The following is a 22,263-nucleotide window of genomic DNA, read 5'->3' on the forward strand; positions in this document are numbered from 1 at the left end:
TCCAGACCCTTGCGGTTGGGCAACGGAGTCCGGCATGACCTGGGTCGACTCGGTGCGCCAGCGCGCCCGCACCACCTTGCGCACCGCCGGCCGCGGCGCGCCGCCGCCCTTCACACCCAACCAAAGCTTGGCGCCGAGCGCCACGCCGGTCGTCCTCGTCGACCAGAAGACCTCGGTCGACGACGGCGTTCCCCGCGGGATCCGGCTCGCCGGGGCCTGGGCCTGGCGGATCGTGCTGCTCGTCGCGGCCGCGTACCTGCTGCTGCGGGTGATCGGTCTGCTCCGGGTGGTGCTGATCCCGGTGGTGGTCGCCATCCTGCTGGCGGCCCTGCTGGAGCCGGCCGCCGGCGGGCTGCGCCAGCGCGGGGTCAACAAGTCACTGGCCGCCGCGTTGGTGCTGATCGGCGGCCTGATCGTGGTCTTCGGCGGGCTCAGCCTGATCGTGCAGACCTTCGTCTCCCAGTTCGACAGCCTCTCCTCCCAGGTCAGCGAGGGCATCGACGAGGTGCAGAAGTGGCTCGCGCAGAGCCCGCTGCACATCTCGCAGAACCAGGTCAGCGACGCGATCGAGCAGACACAGAAGCAGTTCATGGCCAACCGGGGCGGGCTGACCACCGGCGCGCTGAGCACGGCGACCACCATCGGCGAGGTCGTCACCGGCTTCTTCCTCGTGCTGTTCACGCTCTTCTTCTACCTGCGTGACGGCGAGCAGATCTGGACCTTCCTGTGCCGGCTGCTGCCCCGTGGTGCGCGGGTGCCGGTGGCCCGGGCCGGGCACTACTCCTGGCACACCCTGGTGTCCTACGTGCGGGCCACGGTGCTGGTGGCCTTCGTCGACGCGGCCGGCATCGGCATCGGGCTGGCGATCATGCGGATCCCGCTCGCCCTGCCGCTCGCGGCCCTGGTCTTCCTCGGCGCGTTCGTCCCGGTCGTCGGCGCGACCGTCACCGGCGCGGTCGCGGTACTGGTCGCGCTCGTCACCCACGGGCCGATCAGCGCGCTGATCGTGCTCGGCATCGTGATCGGCGTGCAGCAACTCGAAGGGCACGTCCTGCAGCCGCTGATCATGGGTCGGGCCGTCGCGCTGCACCCGCTGTCGGTCATCCTCGCGATCGCCAGCGGCATCGTGGTCGGTGGCATCGTCGGCGGCCTGGTCGCGGTGCCGATCCTGGCGGTCGCCAACACGGCGGTGCGCTATCTGGCGGACCATCCGGCCGGCGAGCCGACGGCCGATCGCGAACCGCCGGGCACCGAGCCGACCGACGACGACGAGGCGGCGGCCGAGGCCGAGGCCGAGCGGCGCGAGGAGCCGGCCGAGCCCGCCCTGCCGACCGCGGAGTCCTCGGTGGACAGCGAACCGGCGCCGCGGCCCCGCTCGGCGGCGGACTGATCAGAGGGCGGCGAGCGCCTCTGCTATCGGGGTCTGGCCGGTGGTCACCTCGAACTGCCGGTGCACGGCGAAACCACCGGTGACCAGGGCGGCGATCACGGCGGCGACGTCGGCCCGCGGGATGCTGGCCCGGGTGACCGTCTCGCCGGCGGTGACCCTGCCGGTGCCGGGCTTGTCGGTGAACCCGTCCGGTCGCATGATCGTCCAGTCCAGGTCCATATCGCGCACGGCACCGTCGGCGGCGCTCTTCGCCTCCAGGTAGACCTCGAAGTCGTCGTCGAGCGATGGGTCGAAGTCGTCCGCGCCGATCGCCGAGAGCAGCACGAACCGGCGGCAGCCGGCCGCCACCGCCGCGTCGGCGAAGAGGATGGCGGCGTCGCGGTCGACCGTGCGCTTGCGGGCCGGGCCGCTGCCCGGGCCGGCACCGGCCGCGAAGACGGCGGCGTCGGCACCGGCGAGGACCAGTGCGACCTCGTCCCGACCCGCCTTCTCCAGGTCGAGCACGACCGGCTCGGCGCCGGAGGCGACGACGTCGTCGGTCTGCTCGGCCTTGCGGAATATCGCCACGGGGGTGTGCCCGGCGTCGGCGAGCTGCCGGTTGAGCAGCCGGGCCACCTGGCCGTGGCCGCCGGCGATCACGATCCTCATACCCGCGACGCTACGCCGGCCCCGGCTGGGCGCGCGCATAGCGGGCCGGTGGCTCGCCGACCACGGCGGTGAAGTCGCGGGTCAGGTGGGCCTGGTCGGCATAGCCGAGGGCGGCGGCCAGCGCGGCGACGTCGAGCCCACCTCCCGCGGACTCCGCCGCCGCGGCCGCCTCGTGCAACCGCCAGCGCCGGATCACCCACTTCGGCCCGACGCCCACGTATTCGGCGAACTGCCGCTGCAGGGTGCGGACGCCGGAGGCGTCGACGAGCTGGTCGACCCGGGTGACCGCGGAGTCCCGCGCCGCCCGCGCGATGACGCGCTCGACGGTCCCGGCCGCCGCGTCGGGCTGGTCCGGCGCGCGCTCGGACAGGAACCGGTCGAGCAGCCCGACGGCGCCGGCCTCGTCGGCGGCCAGCACGGCCTCGGCCAGCCCGCGGCCGTCGGCACCGAACACCGCCTCCACCGGCCGGAAGCGGTCGGTGAGCGTCGACACGGGACCGTCGAGGAACGGCCGGAAGCCGGTCGGCCGGAAGCGTGCCCCGACCACTCGGCCGGTGCTGGTGAGCACCTCGGTGAACCGGCCGCGCGGCACGCCGGTGACCCGGCAGCGGCCGGGCATGAAGGTCACGTTGACCGCGGGGTACGGCAGCACGTGCTGTTCGTGCGGCGGCTGCCCGCGCAGGTCCCAGTGGATGACCCAGTAGTGGGTGACGAACGGGACGAGCCGTTCGCCCGGCGGGTGGGTGGTGAACCGGAACCGCCGATGCGCGATGTCGGCATGCAGGATCCCCGGCATCGCTCCAGGTTATGTCGCGTTTGTTCAAGCCCGGCGGCCGGCCGCGCACCTAGCGTGTCCGGTATGCACCTCGACAGCGTGATCTCAGGCGCCGCCGGCCACACCGCACGGGTGGTCGGCGGCGTGCGTCCGGCCCAGCTCGGCCGCCCGACCCCGTGCGGCGACTGGGACGTGCGCACCCTGGTCAACCACCTGCTCCAGGTGGGCAGCGCGCTGGCGCTGGCCGGCCGGGGCGGGCCGGTGCCGAGCGAGCTGTGGAACGCGGACCTGTTCGGCGACGACTACGCGGCCCGCTTCGACGCCGACCGGGCGCGGGCGGCGGCCGGTTGGGCGACGCCGCCGGCCGCGCCGATCACGCTCGGCACCTACGAGATGCCGCCGGCGGCCGTCGCGTCGATGCTGACCACCGACCTGACCATCCACGGCTGGGACCTGGCCCGTGCGACCGGCCAGGACTACGAGCCGGACCCGACGGCGGTCGACCTGACCGCCCGGTTCATGACCGAGATGGCCGAGCAGGGCCGGGCGATGGGCATCTTCGCGCCACCGGTGCCGGTCGACCCCGGGGCCGGGCCGTTCGCGGCGGTGCTGGCGGTCAGCGGGCGGGATCCGGGCTGGCGGCCTGCGTGAGAGCGCTCTCTCGCGTACTGAGAAGGCATTGACATCTGCCGTTGGGTTTGATGGCCTGCACTGCAACAGAACGCCCCCGCCCGTCCCCGGAGGCATCATGAAACCGCTTTCCCGTCGATGGCGCGCGTCCGCGGCGGTGCTCGCCGTCGCGCTCGTGACCACCGCACTCTCGTTCACCATGCTCGACCCGGCCGGCGCCGCGCCACTGGGCGCCGGCAGCTACGCCACCAGCCGGCCCGCCGGCGGCGCGGCACCGGTCGCCTGCGCCGGCATCTCCGGCAACCCGCGCCTCTACGTCACCGCCAACGCGCCGGCCGGGCCGGTGCCGACCAACGACTGGTGGTCGTCGCTGCTCTACAAGCGTGACAACGTCGGCTGCCAGTTCTCCGCGCCGCTGCACGCCCACCCGATGTCCTTCCAGCCCGCCGCCGACGGCCTCGGCGTCTCCTACACCACGACGGCCACGGTCTCCGGCACACCGACGACCGTGGGGGAGTACCACTATCCGTACAGCCGGGAGTTCACCCTCGGTGTCGCCGGGCTCAGCTCACCCGACGTGAAGGTCGACGGGTGGAGCGACTGGACCGTCTCGCCCTACTGGTCCGGCGCCGGACGCACGCTGCGCACCACCATCGGGCACGGCCTGCCGTTCGTCTACGCCCAGGTGACCGGCGGTGACGCGGTGCTCTCGTTCCCCAGCACACCCGCGGTGTGGGTCAACAGCGGCAACCGGGTCGGCTTCACCATGCGCGGCCACGACTACGTCGCGTTCGCGCCGACCGGCGCGACCTGGACGGTCAGCGGCACCACGATCCGGTCCACACTGGCCGGTCGGGGCTATCTCTCGGTGGCCCTGCTGCCGAGCACCACCTCGACGCCGGCCGCCGAGCGCACCGCCCTGGCCGACAGCTACGCCACCTACGCGCACCGGCACGTCACCGGCACCACGGTCAGTTGGTCGTTCAACCAGGCGACCAGCACCGTCAACGCCACCTACGCGGTCACCACTACGGCCCGCGAGGGCAGCGGCGGCGGCACCGTGCTGGCGCTCTACCCGCACCAGTGGAAGAGCCTGGCCGGCGGGACGCCGATCACACCCACCTATGTCTCGGCCCGCGGACCGATGAAGGCGCTGGTCGGGGTCTCCTCGTTCACCACCGCCATGCGGTTCAACGGTGTCCTGCCCGAGGTGCCGGCCGTCGCCACGTCGACCGGCGCCGACCTGACCACCCTGGGCGGGCTGCTCGACCAGGTGGCGGGCGGCGACCCGCTGGCCGGCGTCGGCAACGACACCTACTGGACGGGCAAGGGCCTCGGCCGGGCAGCGCGGCTCGCCGAGATCGCGGACCAGTTGGGCCGCACCGCGCAGCGCGACCGGATGCTGGCCGCGATCCGCACCCGGCTCACCGACTGGTTCACCGCGTCGACGGGCAAGACCCAGCGCGTTTTCGCGTACGACGCCGCCTGGGGCACGTTGGTCGGCTATCCGGCCTCCTACGGCTCGGACACCGAACTCAACGACCACCACTTCCACTACGGCTACTTCATCGCCGCGGCGGCCACCCTCGCCCGGTTCGACCCGCAGTGGGCGTCGCAGTCCCAGTACGGCGCGATGGTCAACCTGCTGATCCGCGACGCCAACAGCTGGAACCGGGCCGACCCGATGTTCCCGTTCCTGCGCGACTTCGACATCTACGCCGGCCACGACTGGGCCTCCGGGCACGCCGCGTTCGGCGCCGGCAACAACCAGGAGTCGTCGTCGGAGGGGATGAACTTCGCCAACGCCCTGATCCAGTGGGGCATCGCCACCGGCAACACCGCGGTGCGCGACGCCGGCCTGTTCATCTACACCACCCAGGCGCAGGCGATCCAGGAATACTGGTTCGACTCCTCGGACACCAACTATCCGGCGGCGTTCGGGCACAGCGCGGTCGGCATGGTCTGGGGTGACGGCGGCGCCTACGCCACCTGGTTCAGCGGCGAGCCGGAGATGATCCAGGGCATCAACCTGCTGCCGATCACCGGCGGCTCGCTCTACCTCGGCTACCGTCCGTCCTATGTGAACACCAACTGGGACGAGATGGTACGCAACAACGGCGGGCAACCGACCGCCTGGCAGGACGTGTGGTGGTCGTTCCGGGCGCTGGGCGCGGGCTCCGGTGACGCGGCCCTGGCCGCGTTGCGGGCCAACCCGGGCTACGCCCCGGAGGACGGCGAGACCCGGGCGCACACCTTCCACTTCGTGCGCAACGTGGCCGCGCTCGGCACGGTCGACACCACGGTCACCGCCGACACGCCGCTCTACGCGGTGTTCAGCAAGAACGGTGCCCGCACCTACGTGGCGACCAACGTCTCGGCCAACCCGCTGACCGTGCGCTTCTCCGACGGCCGGACGCTCACCGTACCGGCCGGGCGCACGGCCACCACCGGCGCGTTCACCTGGAGTGGCGGCGGTGGGGTGGCGAACCCACCGACGGATCAGCCCACCGACCCGCCGACGAGCAACCCGCCGACGAGCAACCCGCCGGTGGCCTCCAACCGGCTGTTCGTCCGGTCCGCTGGCGCACTGTCCACATCGGCCGGTGCTGGCGCCGCGACGGTCACGCTGCCGGCGGCCAACGGCAACTGGGACGGCACGCCGCACAACCAGGCCACGTTCGCGCTCTGCGGGTTGCGGGGGCAGGTCTCCGGCACGACCGCGTTCAGCCTCCAGGTGGACGCCGGCGGCGCCGTCGGACAGGGCATCCAGGCCCGGGTCTCCTACGACCCGAGCGGCTCCGGCGCGTTCGGCCGGACCGAGACCTACCACTACTTCGCCACCGACCCGGTGTCCGGCACCGAGGTCTACACCCAGGCTGCCGGTTTGCGCGCATCGACCGGCGCGCTCGCGGCGATGACCGGCGGCTGCGTGCGGCTGGAGCTGTGGAACGCGATCGGCAACGCGCCGACGACCGTGCGGGTGGACGCCACGGCGGCGGAGGGGAGGCAGTCGACGCTGACGGTGCCGTTCACCCTGTCGTGAGCGAGTCGGCCGCGGCGCTCGCTAGAGCGCCGCGGCCACCGCCTCGTCGACCGGGATGTCGTCGCGCAGCAACACGACCGCGACCACCGCGTGCAGCGGCATCGGCCCGTAGAGGTGGGGGAACAGGGCCCCGCCGCGGGAGACCTCCCAACGCAGGGCGGCGCCCAGCACGTCGGGGTCGACGGTGAGCATGGTCAGCCCGGTCTGGCCGGCGAACACCCGGGCGGCGGTCTCGACCACCTGGTCGGCGGCGGAGAAATGGATGAACCCGTCACCGCGGTCGAAGTCGGAGCCACCGTAGACCCCGGCCGCTTCGGCGGCCCGCCACTCCGCGGTGGTCAGCAACTTGTAGATCATTGGGCCGAGCCTACCGCCGTGGTCGGCACCCAGAACCGCAGTTTGCCTTTGCGCTCGTCGTCGAGGACGCCGCCGTTGCGTTCGATCACCCGGCGGGAGCCGACGTTGTCGACGTCACAGGTGACCAGCACGGGGTCGATGCCCAGGGCCCGGGCCACCGGCAACGCCGCTGCCAGCATCGCGGTGGCGTGCCCCCGCAACCGGGCGCCCGGCCGCACGTCGTAGCCGATGTGCCCGCCGACCTCGAGCAGGAAGTCGGTGAGCCGGTGCCGGATCGCCAGCCGTCCGAGGTAGGCCTCGCCGTCGACCCACCAGAGCGTGGTCGACGGCACGTGGGTCGGCGGCCGCGGCGACTCCTCCAGCGCCTGGGCGCGCAGCCAGGCGGTGTATTCGGCGAACACCTCGGGGTCGTCCCAGCGGTCGCCCCAGGCTTGGATCTCGGCGCCGATCATCGACCGGTCGTCGGCCGCGCCGCGTCCTTCGGCCTGGAACTCGGTCATCGCCGTCAGGAACGAGCGGCGTACGTCGACGGTGGGTGGCAGCAACTCGGGCACGCCCCTTCCTATCCTGGGCCGGGCCGCGCGCGCACCGGGATTTACGTCACCCGACCCGTTGCAGCGCACGTTCGCGGCGCGCCGCCACCCGCGATCCGGACTCCCGCCGGGCCACCCGGCGGAGCACGGCGGGGGGGAGCAGCAGCCCGGCCACCGCCCACAGCGACAGCACGCCGACCGTCTCCAGGTGCCGCCACGAGTCGCCGAGCTCGACCGTGACCGCGGCGTCCGGGAGCAGGGCCGCGCGCATGCCCAGGCCGAGCCAGTAGAACGGGAACGCCTGCCCGACGGCCTGTAGCCAGCCGGGCAGCGCGGCGATCGGATAGAAGATCCCGGAGACCGCGACCAGGCCGAGGATCGGCAGCGTGAGCAGCCCCTGTGCCCGCGGGCTGCCGAAGACAGCGCCGAGCACGATGCCCAGCGGCAGCGTCGCGGCCAGGGCCAGCGCGAGCAGCCCGGCGACGGCTGGCCAGGTGCCGGCGCCGCCGGTGACCAGGCCGGGCACCAGGAGCGCGGCCGGCACGAGGAAGACGGCCAGGTCGGCGAGCAGGCCGCCGCCGACCAGGATCAGCGTGCCGACCAGGTAGGCCGGCACGCCGTGCGGGGTCGCCTTGGCCCGCAGCAGGGTGCCGTCCTCGCGGTCGGCGGTGAGCTGCTGGCTCAGCGCGACCATGCCGAAGGCGGCGTTCATGCCCAGGATGCTCGGCACCGCCAGCGCGCCGAGCGAGAACGGGCCGAAGTCGCGGCCGCGCAGCAGCAGCACGGCGCCGACCATCAGCAGCGGCCAGAACAGGTGCGCGAACAGCTCGGCGCCGTTGCTGAACGACTGGCGCAGCAGGATCAGGCCGCGCCGCCGGCCGAGGCGCAGCGCGGTCACCGCGGCACCTCGGCCCGCTGGACGAGCGCGAGGTAGGTCTGCTCCAGCGATGCCCGGTACACCTCGAGCTCTTCGACCGCGCTGCCGTGGGCCGCGAACAGCTCGCGCACGAAGCCCGTGGAGTCGGCCGTCGACCGGGTGAACCGCTGGTCGGCGACGCGCCAGCGGACCTCGTCGGCACCGACGATCCGCTTGGACAGGTCGGGCGGCGTCCCGTCGGCGACGACCCGCCCACGGTCGAGGATGACGATCCGGTCGGCCAGCCGCTCGGCCTCGGCCAGGTCGTGGGTGGTGAGCAGGACCGTCGTGCCGAGCCCGGCGACCAGGTCGTGGAACTCGTGCCGGGCGACCGGGTCGAAGCCGGCCGTCGGTTCGTCGAGGAACAGCACGTCGGGCCGGCCGACCACACCGATCGCCACGTCGAGGCGGCGCCGCTGGCCCCCGGAGAGCGTGCGGATCTTCTGGCCGGCCTGCTCGGTCAGGCCCACGGCCGCGAGCAGCCGGTCGACCGGCCAGGGCCGCGGGTAGTAGCCGGCGAGGTGGCCGAGCAACTCGTGGACCCGCCACTTGGCGTGGTCGCGCCACGACTGCAGGACGATCCCGACCCGGGCCCGCCAGGCGTCGTCACCGCGGGTCGGGTCGACGCCGAGCACCTCGACCCGGCCGGCGCCGCGCTCCCGGAAACCCTCGAGGATCTCGATGGTCGTGGTCTTGCCGGCTCCGTTGGGCCCGAGCAGTGCCACCGTCTCGCCGGCGCCGACCCGCAACGTCACGTCGTGCAGCACCTCGGTGGCGTCGTAGCGCATGCACAGGCCCTCGATGTCGATCGCGGTTGTCATACCGGCGGACGCTAGTTTTCCGTTTCCCGGACCGTCAACGCTAAAGTCCTTTGCTGACAACAGATTTCGGCAATCATTGCAATGGCGATGGGAGAGAACGCAACGCCCGTTGCAATGGGCTGCCGGTGAACGCAACGGAGGCCGCGATGCCGGGTGGCAGGCTCACGCACGACGAGCGGGTGCGCATCGCGGCCGGGCTCACCGAGGGCTTCGGCTACGCCGAGATCGCCCGGGACCTCGGGCGGCCGACCTCGACGGTGACCCGCGAGGTGGCCCGCAACGGCGGTGCCCGCGGCTACGCCGCCGACCGGGCACACCGGGCGACCGCGCGCCGGGCCGGGCGCCGTCCTCCGACCGGGCCGGCCGGCGCCGGCCCGGCCGACGCCGAGGCCCGCGAGGCGTTCGTCGAGGAATTCGCGACGATGCTGACCGTCGCCGGCATACCGCGGATGGTGGCCCGGGTGCTGTCCTGCCTCTACACCACCGACTCGGGCAGCTTGACCGCCCGCGACCTGGTCGAGCGGCTGCGGGTCAGCCCGGCGTCGGTGTCCAAAGCGGTCGGCTATCTCGCCGGCCTCGACCTGCTCCGCCGGGAGCGGGCCGGCCGGCGGGAGCGCTACGTCGTCGACGACGATGTCTGGCTGCGGGCCTGGGCCGGCAGTGCGCGGGCCCACCTGGCCTGGGCCGAGGCGGCCGAGCGGGGTGTGGCCGTCTTCGGCCGCGACACCCCGGCCGGGGTGCGACTGGCCGAGATGGCCGGCTTCTTCGCCCGGCTCGGCGACGACATGTCCGGTGGGCCCTCCGACGCCGCCGTCGCCGACGTGCTGACCGTCACTGCGGCGCTGGTGCAGGTGGGCGCGCCGGTGCGCGCCGCGACGCTGGCGGCGGCGCTCGGCTGGGCCGGCGGGCGGGTCGACGCCGCGCTGCACGACGCGGCACGCCGGTCTGACCTGACCGGGCCGGTGTCAGTGCGCCGGGGCCGTGGTGGTGCTTACGCCGCCATCCCCGAACTGACCGAGGCACAACGTGCCAAATTGCCGCAGATTACTCGGTCATCATGACGCTACCCAGCGACTTATAGCCGAACGTGGCATGGTGATCGTCCCATTGGTAGGACATTGTTGATCTCGCACCCAAGGCGGCCGGACAACGAAAGCGAATCATGGCGCACATAGACCAATTCGGGTATGGCTGGATTACTCCGGCATTGAGCTACGCGCTATCGGTGTTGGGATCGGTCCTCGGGCTGATCTGCGCCCAGCGGGCCCGTGAAGCGACCGCCACCGCGCAACGGGCCTGGTGGCTGATGCTCGCTGCCTGGGCGATCGGCGGCACCGCGATCTGGAGCATGCATTTCATGGCGATGCTCGGCTTTTCGGTCACCGGCGCCCCCATTCGTTATGACATCGGGCTCACCGCCGCCAGCGCACTCATCGCGATCGTGATGGTCGGCATCGGCCTCTTCATCGCCGGCCTGGGCCGACCGCTGCTGATCAAGGTAATCATCGGGGGCGTGATCGCCGGCGCCGGGGTCGCGGCGATGCACTACACCGGGATGGCCGCGATGAGGGTCAATGCCGAAATCCACTACGACAGCACGCGAGTGGGCCTGTCGATCGCCATCGCGGTCGTGGCGTCGGCGGTCGCGCTGTGGCTCGCGCTCAACGTCAAGGGCGCCCTCGCGGTTGTCGGTTCGGCCCTGATCATGGGCGTCGCGGTCAACGGCATGCACTTCACCGGCATGTACTCGATGTCGGCGACGCTGCACGAGGAGCACGGCGCGCTGTCCGGTGCGACCGCGTCCAACCTGCTGGTGCCGATCGTCCTCGCCGTGATCCTGGTGGTCATCGGCCTGGTCTACGCGGTGCTGGCCGCGCCCAATGCCGACGACCGCGCGGGCATGGCCTACCTGCAGAACCGGATGGCCGACCGCGACGACAACCCGCCGGCGGCGCCGGCGCCGGCGCCCGACCCGCACGGCCTGGCGGCGCGGTTCCAGAGCCGGCGCTGACGCAATACGGTTGCGCCCATGGAATGGAACTGGGCAGGCAACCATCGTTACGCCGCCGCGCGGCTTTCCCGGCCGGCCTCGGTCGCCGAGGCACAGGAACTGGTCGCCGGCGCCGACCGGGTCCGGCCGCTGGGCACCCGACACTCGTTCAGCGGCATCGCCGACACTCCGGGCCTGCTGCTGTCCACCGCTGACCTGCCCGCCGACCTCACCGTCGACGAGGCTGCGGGGAGCGTCACGGTCGGCGGCGGCGCCCGTTACGGCGACGTCGCGGTGGCCCTCGACGCGCGCGGGTGGGCGCTGGCGACCATGGCGTCGCTGCCGCACATCTCGGTCGCCGGCGCGGTGGCCACCGGCACCCACGGCTCGGGCGACCGCACCGGGTCGCTCGCGGCCGGCGTACGCGCCGTCGAGGTGATCGGCCCCGACGGCACGCTGCGCACCGTGCGCCGAGGCGAGCCTGACTTCGCCGGCAGCGTGGTCGCCCTCGGCGCGCTCGGCGTGGTGACCCGCGTCACCCTCGACGCCGAACCGTCCTATGTGGTGCGCCAGGCGGTCTACCGCGACCTGCCCTGGTCACTGGTCGACACCGACTTCGACGCGCTCACCGGCGCGGCGTACAGCGTGAGCCTGTTCGTCGACTGGGCCGGTGACCGGATCGCCCAGGTCTGGTTGAAGAGCCGCGCCGATCTGCCCGACGAGCTGTTCGGGGTCCGCGCGGCCGACGAGCCCGTGCACATGCTGGCCGGCGCGCCGACCGCCGCCGTCACCGGGCAACAGGGCGTGCCCGGCCCGTGGCACGAACGGCTGCCGCACTTCAGGTTGGCGTTCACGCCGAGCCGTGGTGAGGAACTGCAGAGCGAATACCTGGTGCCCCGTGCGGCGGTGCACGAGGCGTTCGCCGCACTGCGCCCGCTCGGGCCGCGGATCGCGCCGGTGCTGCAGATCTCCGAGATCCGCACGGTCGCCGCCGACGACCTCTGGCTCAGCCCCGCCTACGGCACCGATGTGGTCGGCGTGCACTTCACCTGGGTCAAGGACACCGAGCGGGTGTTCGCGCTGCTGCCCGACATCGAGGCGGCCCTGCTGCCGCTGGGCGCCCGGCCACACTGGGGCAAGTGCTTCGCCACCACCGACGTGGCCGCCAGCTATCCCCGGATGGCCGACTTCCGCGCGCTGCGAGCCCGGGTCGACCCCGCCGGCAAGTTCGGCAACGCCCTCGTCGACGCGCTCGTCGGCTAGCCGCTCACCGCGTGCTGCGCTCGGCCGCCCGGGCCGGTGCGGTCAGGGTGACCTCCAGCCGGCGGGCGGCGTCGAGGTGGTCGGCCGTCCAGATCACCCGGACCGCGGCCGAGGTGGCGTCGCCGTCGTCGCCGTGCAGGTCGCGGCGGACGGCGGCGACGAGCCGGTCGTCGGCCGCCCGGTCGGGCGGGGCGGGCGCGGGTGCCGTCCGGCCGCTGGCGAGGGTCTCGGCCAGGTCGCCGTACCAGCGCTCGATGTCGTGGCTGGTGTGCAGCAGCAACGAGCGCGCGGCGGCGCGGTCCCCGGCGGCGGCGCTGTCGCGCTGCCACAGGTCGAGCACCGCGTCGGCGGTGATCCGCAGCGCGGCCACGCCGTTGACCAGGCTGGTGACCTCGGCGAGCGCCATCGACTTGGCGCCCCGCTCGGTCAGGTAGGTGCGGAACGTGTCGTCCAGCCGGCGCGCGGCCGCCGCGGCCCGCTGTGCCTCGTCCGAGGGCGCGCGCGGCGCGGCGCCGTCGCAACAGGACGCGGCGTATGCGACGGTGGCGTTCAGGTAGCGGGCGCTGTCGGCGTAGGCGTCGGCCAGCGCACGGCGCAGTTCCCTGCGGGCGCCGCGCGGCCAGAGCAGCAGCCCGACCAGGATGCTGATACCGACCCCGATCGTCACGTCCTCGATCCGGATCAGGCCGAGTTGCCAGCCCGCCGGCTGGATGATGTTGAAGAGGATGAGCAGCGCCACGGTGAAGGCGGCCTGCCCGGCCGCGAACGAGATCCGCGCGGGTGCGATGCCGGCCATCAGCACGGCCACCGGCAGCAGCGCCCAGAGCACGGTGAAGTTGGTGCCCACGCCGATCAGGATGACCGCGCCGATCACGAAGCCGGCGACCGTGCCCAGGATCGCGCGGACCGCGCTCTGCCCGGTGGCCAGCGCGTTCGAGCGCAGCACGGCGAGCGCCCCGAAGATCACCCAGAACGAGTGCTGCACGTCGGTGTAGTGCACGACCACGACGGCGGCGGCCACCCCGACCGCGCCGCGCAGGCTGTTGTGCAGCCAGGTGGAGTGCGGCTCGAGGTGGGCCAGCGCGCGCTCGCGGGCCGAGGCGACCGGGCCGGCCAGCCCGCCCGGCTGCTGGCCGAGGATCCGCTGGACCCAGGTGCGCCGCTCGGCCGCCACGCTCAGGTCGACGTTGCGGGCGACCAGGTGAACGGCGTACGCCAGTTCCTGCACGCGGAAGGTCGGCGCCAGCGCGCTGAGGAACTCGCTGACGCGGCCGTTGCCGGTCAGGTCGCGCGGGAGGGTGATGACCGCCTCGCGGGCCATCCGCGCCCGCGCCGCGTCCAGCCGGCCCTGTGCCGCGTGCAGCGGGTCGGCCGGGGCGTCCGGCCGCTCGAGCAGGTTCGCCGCCTCGTCGAGCAGGTCGGCGGTGGCGTCCTTGACCGCGTCGACCGACCCGGCGCCGCCGCTGCGGGCGGCCGGGCGTTCGAGCACGTCGCGAATCCAGGCCAGCTCATCGATCAGGCGGACCCGGGTGCGGGCGGAGGTGGTCAGGCTGGTCGGTCGCGACGGCGCGGCCAGGAACGCCCGGCGCAGGGCGGTGACCGCGGCTGCCGCCCGGCCGTCCAGGGCGGCCACGTCGTCGGCCGAGACGCCGGGCGCGCCGCGCCAGCGGGCCGCGCCGGCATGCACGGCGGCGGCCAGCGCCCGGCACGAGGCGACCGTCGGCGCCCGCAGCGGGTCGGTCACCGGCGCCGGCCAGAGGAACCGGATCGCCAGCAACGAGGCCCCGGCGGCCAGCGCCCAGCCGGCCAGCCGGGGACCGACGGCCGCCGGGCCGGCCGGCAGCGAGACCGCCAGGATCACCGCCAGCAGCAGCGAGATGCTGGCGCTGGCGAGCACCGAACTGACCACTCCTGAGAACAGGATGGCGAATGCGATCACCAGCACGACCGGGGCGGCCAGGGCGACGGGCGGCGAGATCAGCGTGCCGATCGCGATCAGGGCCGCGCCCGCGACGATCAGGCCCAGCTCCGCCTGGATCCGTTCGCGCATCGGGCCGCCGAACTCGACGAGCAGCAGCAGGCAGAACACGCCGATCACGGCGAACGTGCCGATGGCGACGTTGCCGACCAGGTGCAACCCGACGGCGAACATGGCCGGCGCCACGACACCGGCCCGCGCGCCGCGACGGACGGCTCCGTCCCACCACAGCCGCTTGCAGAAAAGACCCGCCCGTCTCGCCCAGGTAACGGGCCCGGCCATCACCCGGACCCGCTGACCAGGCTCGCCGCGCGCTCGGCGATGGCCAACGTCGGTGCGTGGGTGTTGCCGCTGACGATCGACGGCATGACCGACGCGTCGGCGACCCGCAGGCCCTCGACCGCGTGCACCCGCAGTTCCGGGTCGACGACCGCGTTGCCGTCGATGCCCATCCGGCACGTGCCGACCGGGTGGAAATAGGGCGTGACGGTGTCCCGCACGTACTGCGCCAGCACCGTCGCACTTGCCGCACCCGGGCCCGGGTACTCCTCCTCGTCGCGGACGCCGGCCAGCGCCGGCGCGGCGCCGATCTCGCGGGCCATCCGCAGCCCCGTCACCATCCGGTCGACGTCGCGCTCGTCGTCGAGCAGCGCGGGGTCGATCAGCGGCGGTGCGAAGGGGTCGGGCCCGGACAGGCGCACGGTGCCGCGACTGTCCGGGCGGGTCAGCGCGAACACCACCGAGTAGCCGTCTTCGGTGCCGGGCGCCCAACGCGGGTGGACGGCCTGCTCGACCAGGACCATGTGCAGGTCCGGCGGCGCGCCGGGGTCGGCCCGGGTCAGCACCCGCGGCCTGCGCGCGGCCGCCGGGTTCGGCACGGGTTGCCGTGCGGCGTAGGCCACCTGTGACTTCGGGTGATCGTGCAGGTTGCCGCCCACACCCGGCAGGTCGGCGACGACGGGAAGGCCGACGTCGCGCAGGTGTTCGCCGGGCCCGATGCCGGAGAGCATCAGCAGCCGCGGCGACCCGATCGCACCCGCGGCCAGCAGCACCTCGCGGTCGGCCCGGCTCACGCCGGTATGCCCGTCGACCCGGTAGGCGACGCCCCGGCACGTACCGCCCTCGACCACCAGCCGCACCGCGTCGGCGTCGGTCAGCACGGTCAGGTTGGCGCGATCGGCGGCCGGTGCGAGGTAGGCGTCGGCGGCGCTGAGCGCCGGCCCGGCATCGTCCCAGGCGGCACCCTCGGCATCCGGGCCGTCGGTGTCCGGATTCGGCTGGTGCCCGGCCTGGACCGCCGCCGCGTAGAAGGCCTCGGAAAGTGGATCGGTGGTGACCGCTCGGCCCGCGTCGCTGCCCTGCTCGAAGAACGGAAGCAACGACTCGTAGGTCCACCCCAGCGCGCCCGCGTCGGCCCAGGCGTCGTAACTGGAGGCGTCACCCCGGATGTGCATGAGGCCGTTGGTGCCGCTGGAGCCACCGAGGAGCTTGCCGCGCGGGTACGGCAGTTCCTGCCGGTCGGCGTTGGGCTGGGGCACGGTGGCGTAGTGCCAGTCGACGTCCCTGTCGGCCGGGAACGCGGTGCCGGCCTCCAGCAGGAGCACCCGCACGCCGGCATCCTGCGACAAGCGCGCGGCCAGCACGCAGCCCGCGGTGCCGGCGCCGACCACGATGTAATCGAAAGAGCGCATGGCGATCCTCCCGGGATCGGCCCGTAGCGTCGATGCTAGGCCGGCACCTGGCCGGATTTCTCCGGATTCGCGGAACCCCGGACGGTGGTCCTGGCCCGCGAGGAGGATGCACCGCGCAGCAGCGGCAGCGCGGCCACCTGCACGGCCCCGACCAGCAGCAACACCCCGCGCGGCGGCAACCAGCCGAGGACCGGCCCGGTGGCGGCCGCCCCGAGGGCATAGGCGCCGACCTTGATGCTGGCCGCGGTGGCCACGACCTGGCCGTACCGTCCACTGGGTACCGACTGCTGCCGGACCGCGAGGGTGGCGGCGAGCATCGGCCCGATGGCGACGCCGCCCACGACCGCGATGGCCAGCGCGACGGGGAGGGTGGGCGCGGCCGCCATGCCGGCCAAGGCGATGCCGAGGGTCGCGAGCGCGCCGGCGAGCACCGGCACCGGCTGGTGGCGGACCAGCAGGCGCGCGGAGCCGAGCGCGCCGGCCAGCGAACCGGCGCTCAACGCGGTGAGAAACCATGCACCGTGCGCCGCCGGATGTCCGAAGTGGATGGCGAGCAACGGGAAGGTGACCGGCAGCAGCCCTTGCGCGGCATGCCCGAGGGTGGTGGCCGCGGTGGTCGCGCGCAACGCCGGTGCCCGCCACAGCAGCGCCAGCCCGTCGCGTACGTCGCCGAGCAGAGGCGTCGGGCCCGAACCCGACAGCGATCCCGGGCCCGCGGTGGGACCGGGCATGGGCGCCGTCGCGGCCAGCAGCACGCCGGCGGCGGCGAGCCCCGCCGCGGCGGTCAGCGCGGTTCCGGCGCCGGCCAGGCTGGCGATGGCGGCGACCACCGCGGGCCCGCCCAGCCCGGCGACGTCATAGCTCGCCGCGTCGAGCGCATTGGCCTTCGCCAATCGGGGACCGTCCGGCGCCGCTCCACCGCGGCGGCCGGCGACAGCCACACCACCGCGCCCGGGCCCCGTATCGCGATCGGACAGGCGGGGGACCAGGGCGCTGTAGCCGCCGGTGAGGACGGGGGCGGTGAGGCCGGCCAGGAGGCCGAGGGTGATCAGGAGCCAGCCGGGTGCGCGGCCGGCGAGGAGCAGGATGCCGGCCAGCGCGGCGGCCAGGACAGCCTGGTTCGTCAGGAACAGCCCGCGGGGCCTGCGCAACCGGTCCAGGACCGCGCCGAGGAGGGGGCCCGTGGCCAGGGTTGGCAAGGCGAAGGCGGCCACGACCAGGCCGGCCAGGCGGGGGTCGCCGGTGCGGGACACCACGTGCAGCACCACCGCGACCGCGGCGGCTTCGTCGGCCAGCCGGGAGCCGGTTGCCGCCGCAAGGAGGCGGGTCGTGGCTGTAACGGGTTGCACGTGGGATACCGTAACAGTAATGAGCGGGTTCGGGTTCAGTCGATGGGCGGGCCTTGCCGTGGCGCTGGCCAACACCGCGCCGGGGCAGCGGCACGGTGACCTGCTGACCAGCGCCGACGAGCTGGCGGCCCTGCTGCGGGCGCACGGCGAGCCGGAGCCGGTCGACGTCGAAACCGGGGACCTGGCCGGCGTGCTGGTCGCGCGGGACGCGTTCAACGGCGTGTTCGACCTGGCCGGCGACGAGGCCGCCCTGGCCGAGCGGCTCAACGCGCTGCTCGACCGCGCCGCGCGGCCGCGTCTCGTCGCGCACGCGGGCGTACCCCTGCATCTGCATGTCGACGCGCCCGGGTCGAGCTGGGGTGGCTGGTTCGCCGCATCCGGTGCGATGGGGTTGGCCCTGCTCGTCGCCGAGCACGGCGCCGCCGTGCTCACCCGGTGCGCGGCCGGCGACTGCCGCGACGCGGTGCTGCGCGTCGGATCGGGACCGCCGCGGCGGTTCTGCTCGGCCACCTGCGCCAGCCGGGTCCGCGTCGCGGCGCACCGTCAGGGGCGCAGGGGCAGGCCCGCCGCGGAGTAGATCGCGTCGATCAGCGACATCGTCGCCACCGAGTCGGCGGGCGGGGTCAGGTTGGTGTGGTCGCCGCCGACGGCACGGGCGAAGGCACGAAGCTGGTGTACGTAGGTCGGCTCGCCGTTGAAGCGTTCCTTGCGCCGCCGGCCGTCGACGGTCAGCGCGAAGCGCGACGGAAGCTGCGGCGTCGCGTAGTTGAAGACCGACATCGTGCCGCGGGTGCCGGTGACCTTGGCCGAGATGCTCAGCAGGTCGGACGACCACATCGAGGCCCTGATCCGGCCCGTGCCGCCGCCCGGGAGGGTGAAGTCGGCCGTCATCGCCCGGTCGACCCGCGGGTCGCGGCGCAGCGTCGCGGCCCGGGCCGCGGTGACCGTGGGCTCGCCGGGGCTGAGCATCCGCAGGCAGTGCACGGCGTAACAACCGGCGTCCATCAGCGCGCCGCCGGCCAGGTCGTACTGGTAGCGGATGTCGCCGAACCGGGGGAGCGGGAAGCACATCGAGGTCTCCACCCGCTCGATCGCGCCGAGGTCGCCCTCGCGGACCACGCCGGCCATCCGCCGGGCCAGCGGGTGATAGCGGTAGTGGAAGGCCTCCATCACCACCAGGCCGGTGCCCGCGGCGGCGTCGCGCACCTCGGCCGCCTGCGCGGCGTTGCTGGTGAAGGGCTTCTCGCAGAGTACGTGCTTGCCGGCCGCGACCGCCGCCAGTGTCCACCGTGCGTGGAGGCCGTTGGGCAGCGGCACGTAGACCGCGTCGAGGGTGGGGTCGGCGATCAGGTCCGCGTAGGAGCCGTGCACCGCGGGCACGCCGTGCCGGCGGGCGAAGGTCGCCGCCCGGCCGCGGTCGCGGGCCGCCACCGCGGCGACCTCGACGCCGTCGACCACCCGGGCCGACCGGATCAGCGCTGCCGGCGTGATGCGCGCGGCACCGAGCACTCCGATGCGCACGTCAGTTCTTCGGCCGGGTGTCCACGCGGATCAACCTACCGCCGGGCCGGTGTCCCGGGCGCGGACCGGGCGGGTGGCGATCTTGGCAACGCAGGCCGGGATGCCGGCCAGCTCGGCGTGGTTGCGGGCGCGGTAGGAGCTCGGCGACTCACCCATCAACTCGGTGAACCGCGAACTGAACGAGCCCAGCGACGAACACCCGACGGCCATGCAGACCTCGGTCACCGTCATGTCGCCGCGGCGCAGCAGCGCCGTGGCGCGTTCGATGCGGCGGGTCATCAGATAGGAGTAGGGCGTCTCCCCGAACGCCGTGCGGAAGCTGCGCGAGAAGTGGCCGGGCGACATGAGCGCGTCGCGGGCCAGCGCGGGCACGTCGAGCGGCTCCGTGTATTCGCGGTCCATCCGGTCGCGCGCGCGACGCAGGCGCACGAGGTCAGCGCTGTCCATGCGACCAGCATCGCATGCCACCTGCCACCTCCCGGTTACTGCTTCTTCGTCCGTTTCGACGCGGACCGGGAGCGGGTGCCGACATAGGCCGCCAGGTGCTCGCCGGTCAGCGTGGCCTGGCCGGCGACCAGGTCGGCCGGCGTTCCCTCGAACACGATCCGGCCGCCGTCGTGGCCTGCGCCGGGGCCAAGGTCGATGATCCAGTCGGCGTGTGCCATCACCGCCTGGTGGTGCTCGATGACGATCACCGACTTGCCGGCGTCGACCAGCCGGTCGAGCAGGGCCAGCAGGTGCTCGACGTCGGCCAGGTGCAGGCCGGTGGTCGGCTCGTCGAGGATGTAGACGCCGCCGTCGCTGCCCATGTGGGTGGCCAGCTTGAGCCGCTGCCGTTCGCCGCCGGACAGGGTGGTCAGCGGCTGGCCCAGTCGCAGATAGCCGAGCCCGACGTCGGCCAGCCGGCCGAGGATCGCGTGCGCCGCGGGGATGCGGGCCTCACCGGCGCCGAAGAAGTCGAGAGCCTCGGCCACCGGCATCGCCAGCACCTCGCTGATGTCGCGGCCGCCGAGCCGGTATTCGAGCACCGCGGCCTGGAACCGCTTTCCTTCGCATTCCTCGCAGACGGTGGCCACGCCGGCCATCATCGCCAGGTCAGTGTAGATGACGCCGTTGCCGTTGCAGGTCGGGCAGGCGCCCTCGGAGTTGGCGCTGAACAGCGCCGGCTTCACGCCGTTGGCCTTGGCGAACGCCTTGCGGATCGGCTCGAGCAGGCCGGTGTAGGTGGCCGGGTTGCTGCGTCGCGAGCCGCGGATCGCGCCCTGGTCGACCGAGACCACGCCGTCGCGGCCCGAGACCGAGCCCCGGATCAGCGAACTCTTGCCGGACCCGGCCACACCGGTGACCACGACCAGCACGCCGAGCGGGATGTCGACGTCGACGTCGCGCAGGTTGTTGGTGTTGGCGCCGCGCACCTCGAGGTGACCGGAGGGCGTGCGCACGGCCGGCTTCACCGCGGCCCGGTCGTCGAGGTGCCGGCCGGTGAGCGTGCCGCTCGCACGTAGCCCGTCGACGGTGCCCTCGAAGACCACCTCGCCGCCGCCGGTGCCGGCCAGCGGGCCGAGGTCGACCACGTGGTCGGCGATCGCGATGGCCTCCGGCTTGTGCTCGACGACCAGCACGGTGTTGCCCTTGTCGCGCAGCCGGAGCAACAGGTCGTTCATCCGGGCGATGTCGTGCGGGTGCAGGCCGATCGTGGGCTCGTCGAAGACGTAGGTGACGTCGGTCAGCGCGGAGCCGAGGTGCCGGATCATCTTGGTCCGCTGCGCCTCGCCACCGGAGAGCGTGCCCGACGGCCGGTCCAGCGAGAGGTAGCCGAGCCCGATCTCGACGAACGAGTCGAGCGTCTCGCGGAGCGCCTCCAGCAACGGAGCGACCGACGGCTCGTCGAGGCCCTTGACCCATTCGGCCAGGTCGTTGATCTGCATCGCGCAGGCGTCGGCGATGTTGACCTTGCCGATCTTCGACGACCGGGCCTGCTCGCTGAGCCGGGTGCCGCCGCAGTCGGGACAGGTGGCGAACGTGAACGCCCGCTCGACGAAGGCCCGGATGTGGGGCTGCATCGCCTCGACGTCCTTGGCCAGCATCGACTTCTGGAGCTTCGGGATCAGGCCCTCGTACGTCAGGTTGATGCCGTCGACCTTGATCTTGGTCGGCTCCTTGTGGAGCAGGTCGTTGAGCTCGCGCTTGGTGAACTTCCTGATCGGCTTGTCCATGTCGAAGAAGCCGGAGCCACCGAAGATCCGGCCGTACCAGCCGTCCATGCTGTAGCCGGGAATCGTCAGCGCGCCCTCGCTGAGCGACTTGGTGTCGTCGTAGAGCTGGGTCAGGTCGATGTCGTTGACCGAGCCGCGGCCCTCGCAGCGCGGGCACATGCCGCCCAGGATGCTGAAGCTGCGCCGCTCCTTGGTCGTCACGCCGCCCTTCTCCAGGGTGACCGCGCCGGCGCCACTGATCGAGGCGACGTTGAACGAGAACGCCTGCGCCGAGCCGATGTGCGGCTTGCCGAGCCGGCTGAACAGGATGCGCAGCATCGCGTTGGCGTCGGTGGCCGTGCCGACGGTCGACCGCGGGTCGCTGCCCATCCGCTCCTGGTCGACGATGATCGCGGTGGTCAGCCCGTCGAGCACGTCGACCTCCGGGCGGGCCAGCCTCGGCATGAACCCCTGCACGAAGCTGCTGTAGGTCTCGTTGATCATCCGCTGCGACTCGGCGGCGATCGTGCCGAACACCAGCGAGCTCTTGCCCGAGCCGGAGACCCCGGTGAACACCGTCAGCCGGCGCTTGGGCAGCTCGACACTGACGTCCTTGAGGTTGTTGACCCGCGCGCCGCGTACCCGAATCAGGTCGTGGCTGTCGGCGACGTGCATGATCGTCTTCGCTCCGTCCGTCGAAGGGGGGCCCGCCGCGGCGGACCCCCCGATCTAACCAAAGGGTGGTCAGCGGTCCTGGAGCAGTCCGAGGACGTTGCCGTCGGGGTCCGTCACGGTAGCCACCAGGCGGCCGCCGCCGACGTCCTTCGCGGCGTCCTTGATCTTGGCGCCCGCGGCGACGACCTCGGCGATCTTCGCCTCGATGTCGGCCACGTGCCAGTAGGCGGTCGGCCCGGTCAGGCCCTGCGTCGCGGCGCCGTTCGGGACCAGCCCGATGTGCTGGCCGGCGGCCTCGAAGCCGACGTAGTAGGGAGCGTCGGCGATCGGCGCGACGCCGAGCAGCGCGGAGTAGACCGCCTTGGCGGCGTCGAGATCGGTGACCGGGTGCAGCACGGTCTGGATGCCCTGGGTGCTGGAAGTGTTGTTGTTGTCCATGCCGCCGACGCTACGGGCGACGGCCCGACCAGGGCTTCTCCGAAACTGAC

20 protein-coding genes are annotated in these 22,263 nt (G+C 73.2%); 7 read left to right on the forward strand and 13 right to left on the reverse strand.

Features of this window, described 5'->3' with window-relative positions; all coding sequences use genetic code 11:
* The first annotated feature begins 34 nt into the window (after window positions 1-34).
* Window positions 35-1,390, forward strand: a complete 1,356-nt coding sequence (locus AB0J74_RS22775) for an AI-2E family transporter (protein WP_363451022.1) — start codon at window positions 35-37, stop codon at window positions 1,388-1,390.
* Here the strand turns inward: AB0J74_RS22775 and AB0J74_RS22780 are convergent, their stop codons facing one another.
* Together AB0J74_RS22780 and AB0J74_RS22785 are read right to left on the reverse strand one after the other, a co-directional pair.
* Entirely contained in the window at window positions 1,391-2,038 is a 648-nt protein-coding gene (locus tag AB0J74_RS22780; protein ID WP_363451024.1) for an NAD(P)H-binding protein, read from the reverse strand. It abuts the gene before it with no gap.
* Between the two features lie 10 nt (window positions 2,039-2,048).
* Window positions 2,049-2,834: a helix-turn-helix domain-containing protein gene (locus AB0J74_RS22785; protein ID WP_363451026.1), complete on the reverse strand. Its 786-nt coding sequence runs from the start codon at window positions 2,832-2,834 to the stop codon at window positions 2,049-2,051.
* A 63-nt stretch (window positions 2,835-2,897) separates the two neighbouring features.
* Here AB0J74_RS22785 and AB0J74_RS22790 point away from each other — a divergent pair, with 63 nt between their 5' ends.
* On the forward strand, window positions 2,898-3,464 hold the full coding sequence (locus tag AB0J74_RS22790) for a TIGR03086 family metal-binding protein (protein WP_363451028.1): 567 nt from the start codon (window positions 2,898-2,900) through the stop codon (window positions 3,462-3,464).
* A 97-nt stretch (window positions 3,465-3,561) separates the two neighbouring features.
* Window positions 3,562-6,486 carry a glycosyl hydrolase gene (locus AB0J74_RS22795; RefSeq protein ID WP_363451030.1) on the forward strand — a complete coding sequence of 975 codons (2,925 nt, stop codon included), beginning with the start codon at window positions 3,562-3,564 and terminating at the stop codon, window positions 6,484-6,486.
* A gap of 21 nt (window positions 6,487-6,507) precedes the next feature.
* Here the strand turns inward: AB0J74_RS22795 and AB0J74_RS22800 are convergent, their stop codons facing one another.
* From AB0J74_RS22800 to AB0J74_RS22815, 4 genes are read right to left on the reverse strand one after another with little or no spacing between them, the layout of a single operon-like run.
* Window positions 6,508-6,843, reverse strand: coding sequence for a DUF952 domain-containing protein (locus AB0J74_RS22800; protein ID WP_363451032.1), 336 nt, complete (start codon window positions 6,841-6,843; stop codon window positions 6,508-6,510).
* Window positions 6,840-7,397 (reverse strand): GNAT family N-acetyltransferase, encoded by a 558-nt coding sequence (locus AB0J74_RS22805; protein ID WP_363451034.1) that lies wholly within the window; start codon window positions 7,395-7,397, stop codon window positions 6,840-6,842. The genes AB0J74_RS22800 and AB0J74_RS22805 overlap by 4 nt, the downstream gene beginning before the upstream one ends.
* A gap of 46 nt (window positions 7,398-7,443) precedes the next feature.
* Window positions 7,444-8,274 (reverse strand): ABC transporter permease, encoded by an 831-nt coding sequence (locus AB0J74_RS22810; protein WP_363451036.1) that lies wholly within the window; start codon window positions 8,272-8,274, stop codon window positions 7,444-7,446.
* Window positions 8,271-9,113 (reverse strand): ABC transporter ATP-binding protein, encoded by an 843-nt coding sequence (locus AB0J74_RS22815; protein WP_363451038.1) that lies wholly within the window; start codon window positions 9,111-9,113, stop codon window positions 8,271-8,273. The genes AB0J74_RS22810 and AB0J74_RS22815 overlap by 4 nt, the downstream gene beginning before the upstream one ends.
* A gap of 146 nt (window positions 9,114-9,259) precedes the next feature.
* On the opposite strand from AB0J74_RS22815, the gene AB0J74_RS22820 reads away from it, so the two are divergent.
* The 3 genes from AB0J74_RS22820 (at window position 9,260) to AB0J74_RS22830 (ending at window position 12,366) form a co-directional block, all read left to right on the forward strand.
* The gene (locus tag AB0J74_RS22820; RefSeq protein WP_363451040.1) at window positions 9,260-10,174 is read left to right on the forward strand and encodes a helix-turn-helix domain-containing protein; all 915 of its coding nucleotides are present in this window, start codon (window positions 9,260-9,262) and stop codon (window positions 10,172-10,174) included.
* Between the two features lie 164 nt (window positions 10,175-10,338).
* Entirely contained in the window at window positions 10,339-11,124 is a 786-nt protein-coding gene (locus AB0J74_RS22825; RefSeq protein WP_363451042.1) for an MHYT domain-containing protein, read from the forward strand.
* A gap of 18 nt (window positions 11,125-11,142) precedes the next feature.
* Window positions 11,143-12,366 (forward strand): FAD-binding protein, encoded by a 1,224-nt coding sequence (locus tag AB0J74_RS22830; RefSeq protein WP_363451044.1) that lies wholly within the window; start codon window positions 11,143-11,145, stop codon window positions 12,364-12,366.
* A gap of 4 nt (window positions 12,367-12,370) precedes the next feature.
* Here the strand turns inward: AB0J74_RS22830 and AB0J74_RS22835 are convergent, their stop codons facing one another.
* Genes AB0J74_RS22835 through AB0J74_RS22845 form a run of 3 tightly spaced genes read right to left on the reverse strand, consistent with a single transcriptional unit; the run spans window position 12,371 to window position 17,384 of the window.
* Window positions 12,371-14,626 carry an FUSC family protein gene (locus AB0J74_RS22835; RefSeq protein WP_363451046.1) on the reverse strand — a complete coding sequence of 752 codons (2,256 nt, stop codon included), beginning with the start codon at window positions 14,624-14,626 and terminating at the stop codon, window positions 12,371-12,373.
* A complete protein-coding gene (locus tag AB0J74_RS22840; RefSeq protein WP_363451048.1) occupies window positions 14,626-16,035 on the reverse strand; it encodes a GMC oxidoreductase in 1,410 nt (469 codons plus the stop codon). The genes AB0J74_RS22835 and AB0J74_RS22840 overlap by 1 nt, the downstream gene beginning before the upstream one ends.
* 35 nt (window positions 16,036-16,070) lie before the next feature.
* On the reverse strand, window positions 16,071-17,384 hold the full coding sequence (locus tag AB0J74_RS22845; RefSeq protein ID WP_363451050.1) for an MFS transporter: 1,314 nt from the start codon (window positions 17,382-17,384) through the stop codon (window positions 16,071-16,073).
* A gap of 19 nt (window positions 17,385-17,403) precedes the next feature.
* Here AB0J74_RS22845 and AB0J74_RS22850 point away from each other — a divergent pair, with 19 nt between their 5' ends.
* Entirely contained in the window at window positions 17,404-17,961 is a 558-nt protein-coding gene (locus tag AB0J74_RS22850; protein ID WP_363451052.1) for a CGNR zinc finger domain-containing protein, read from the forward strand.
* On the opposite strand, the gene AB0J74_RS22855 is transcribed toward AB0J74_RS22850, so the two are convergent.
* From AB0J74_RS22855 to AB0J74_RS22870, 4 genes are all read right to left on the reverse strand, one after another.
* On the reverse strand, window positions 17,928-18,905 hold the full coding sequence (locus AB0J74_RS22855) for a Gfo/Idh/MocA family oxidoreductase (RefSeq protein ID WP_363451054.1): 978 nt from the start codon (window positions 18,903-18,905) through the stop codon (window positions 17,928-17,930). The two genes, AB0J74_RS22850 and AB0J74_RS22855, sit on opposite strands and share 34 nt — an antisense overlap.
* A 30-nt stretch (window positions 18,906-18,935) precedes the next feature.
* Complete coding sequence (locus tag AB0J74_RS22860) at window positions 18,936-19,352, reverse strand: helix-turn-helix transcriptional regulator (RefSeq protein ID WP_363451055.1); 417 nt, start codon at window positions 19,350-19,352, stop codon at window positions 18,936-18,938.
* 35 nt (window positions 19,353-19,387) lie between these two features.
* Complete coding sequence (locus AB0J74_RS22865; protein ID WP_363451057.1) at window positions 19,388-21,775, reverse strand: excinuclease ABC subunit UvrA; 2,388 nt, start codon at window positions 21,773-21,775, stop codon at window positions 19,388-19,390.
* Window positions 21,776-21,844: 69 nt separating this feature from the next.
* Window positions 21,845-22,213, reverse strand: a complete 369-nt coding sequence (locus AB0J74_RS22870; protein WP_363451060.1) for a VOC family protein — start codon at window positions 22,211-22,213, stop codon at window positions 21,845-21,847.
* Window positions 22,214-22,263: the final 50 nt, after the last annotated feature.

It is taken from the genome of Asanoa sp. NPDC049573, from assembly GCF_040676615.1.
Classification (GTDB): Bacteria; Actinomycetota; Actinomycetes; order Mycobacteriales; family Micromonosporaceae; genus Asanoa.

What these genes read in the sequence shown, in the direction of transcription:
- AB0J74_RS22865 (WP_363451057.1), bottom strand. Translation starts at nt 21,775, where the DNA reads ATGCACGTCGCCGACAGCCACGACCTGATTCGGGTACGCGGCGCGCGG.
- AB0J74_RS22780 (WP_363451024.1), bottom strand. Translation starts at nt 2,038, where the DNA reads ATGAGGATCGTGATCGCCGGCGGCCACGGCCAGGTGGCCCGGCTGCTC.
- AB0J74_RS22835 (WP_363451046.1), bottom strand. Translation starts at nt 14,626, where the DNA reads ATGGCCGGGCCCGTTACCTGGGCGAGACGGGCGGGTCTTTTCTGCAAG.
- AB0J74_RS22795 (WP_363451030.1), top strand. Translation starts at nt 3,562, where the DNA reads ATGAAACCGCTTTCCCGTCGATGGCGCGCGTCCGCGGCGGTGCTCGCC.
- AB0J74_RS22830 (WP_363451044.1), top strand. Translation starts at nt 11,143, where the DNA reads ATGGAATGGAACTGGGCAGGCAACCATCGTTACGCCGCCGCGCGGCTT.
- AB0J74_RS22860 (WP_363451055.1), bottom strand. Translation starts at nt 19,352, where the DNA reads ATGGACAGCGCTGACCTCGTGCGCCTGCGTCGCGCGCGCGACCGGATG.
- AB0J74_RS22840 (WP_363451048.1), bottom strand. Translation starts at nt 16,035, where the DNA reads ATGCGCTCTTTCGATTACATCGTGGTCGGCGCCGGCACCGCGGGCTGC.
- AB0J74_RS22775 (WP_363451022.1), top strand. Translation starts at nt 35, where the DNA reads ATGACCTGGGTCGACTCGGTGCGCCAGCGCGCCCGCACCACCTTGCGC.
- AB0J74_RS22790 (WP_363451028.1), top strand. Translation starts at nt 2,898, where the DNA reads ATGCACCTCGACAGCGTGATCTCAGGCGCCGCCGGCCACACCGCACGG.
- AB0J74_RS22820 (WP_363451040.1), top strand. Translation starts at nt 9,260, where the DNA reads ATGCCGGGTGGCAGGCTCACGCACGACGAGCGGGTGCGCATCGCGGCC.
- AB0J74_RS22815 (WP_363451038.1), bottom strand. Translation starts at nt 9,113, where the DNA reads ATGACAACCGCGATCGACATCGAGGGCCTGTGCATGCGCTACGACGCC.
- AB0J74_RS22870 (WP_363451060.1), bottom strand. Translation starts at nt 22,213, where the DNA reads ATGGACAACAACAACACTTCCAGCACCCAGGGCATCCAGACCGTGCTG.
- AB0J74_RS22850 (WP_363451052.1), top strand. Translation starts at nt 17,404, where the DNA reads ATGAGCGGGTTCGGGTTCAGTCGATGGGCGGGCCTTGCCGTGGCGCTG.
- AB0J74_RS22800 (WP_363451032.1), bottom strand. Translation starts at nt 6,843, where the DNA reads ATGATCTACAAGTTGCTGACCACCGCGGAGTGGCGGGCCGCCGAAGCG.
- AB0J74_RS22785 (WP_363451026.1), bottom strand. Translation starts at nt 2,834, where the DNA reads ATGCCGGGGATCCTGCATGCCGACATCGCGCATCGGCGGTTCCGGTTC.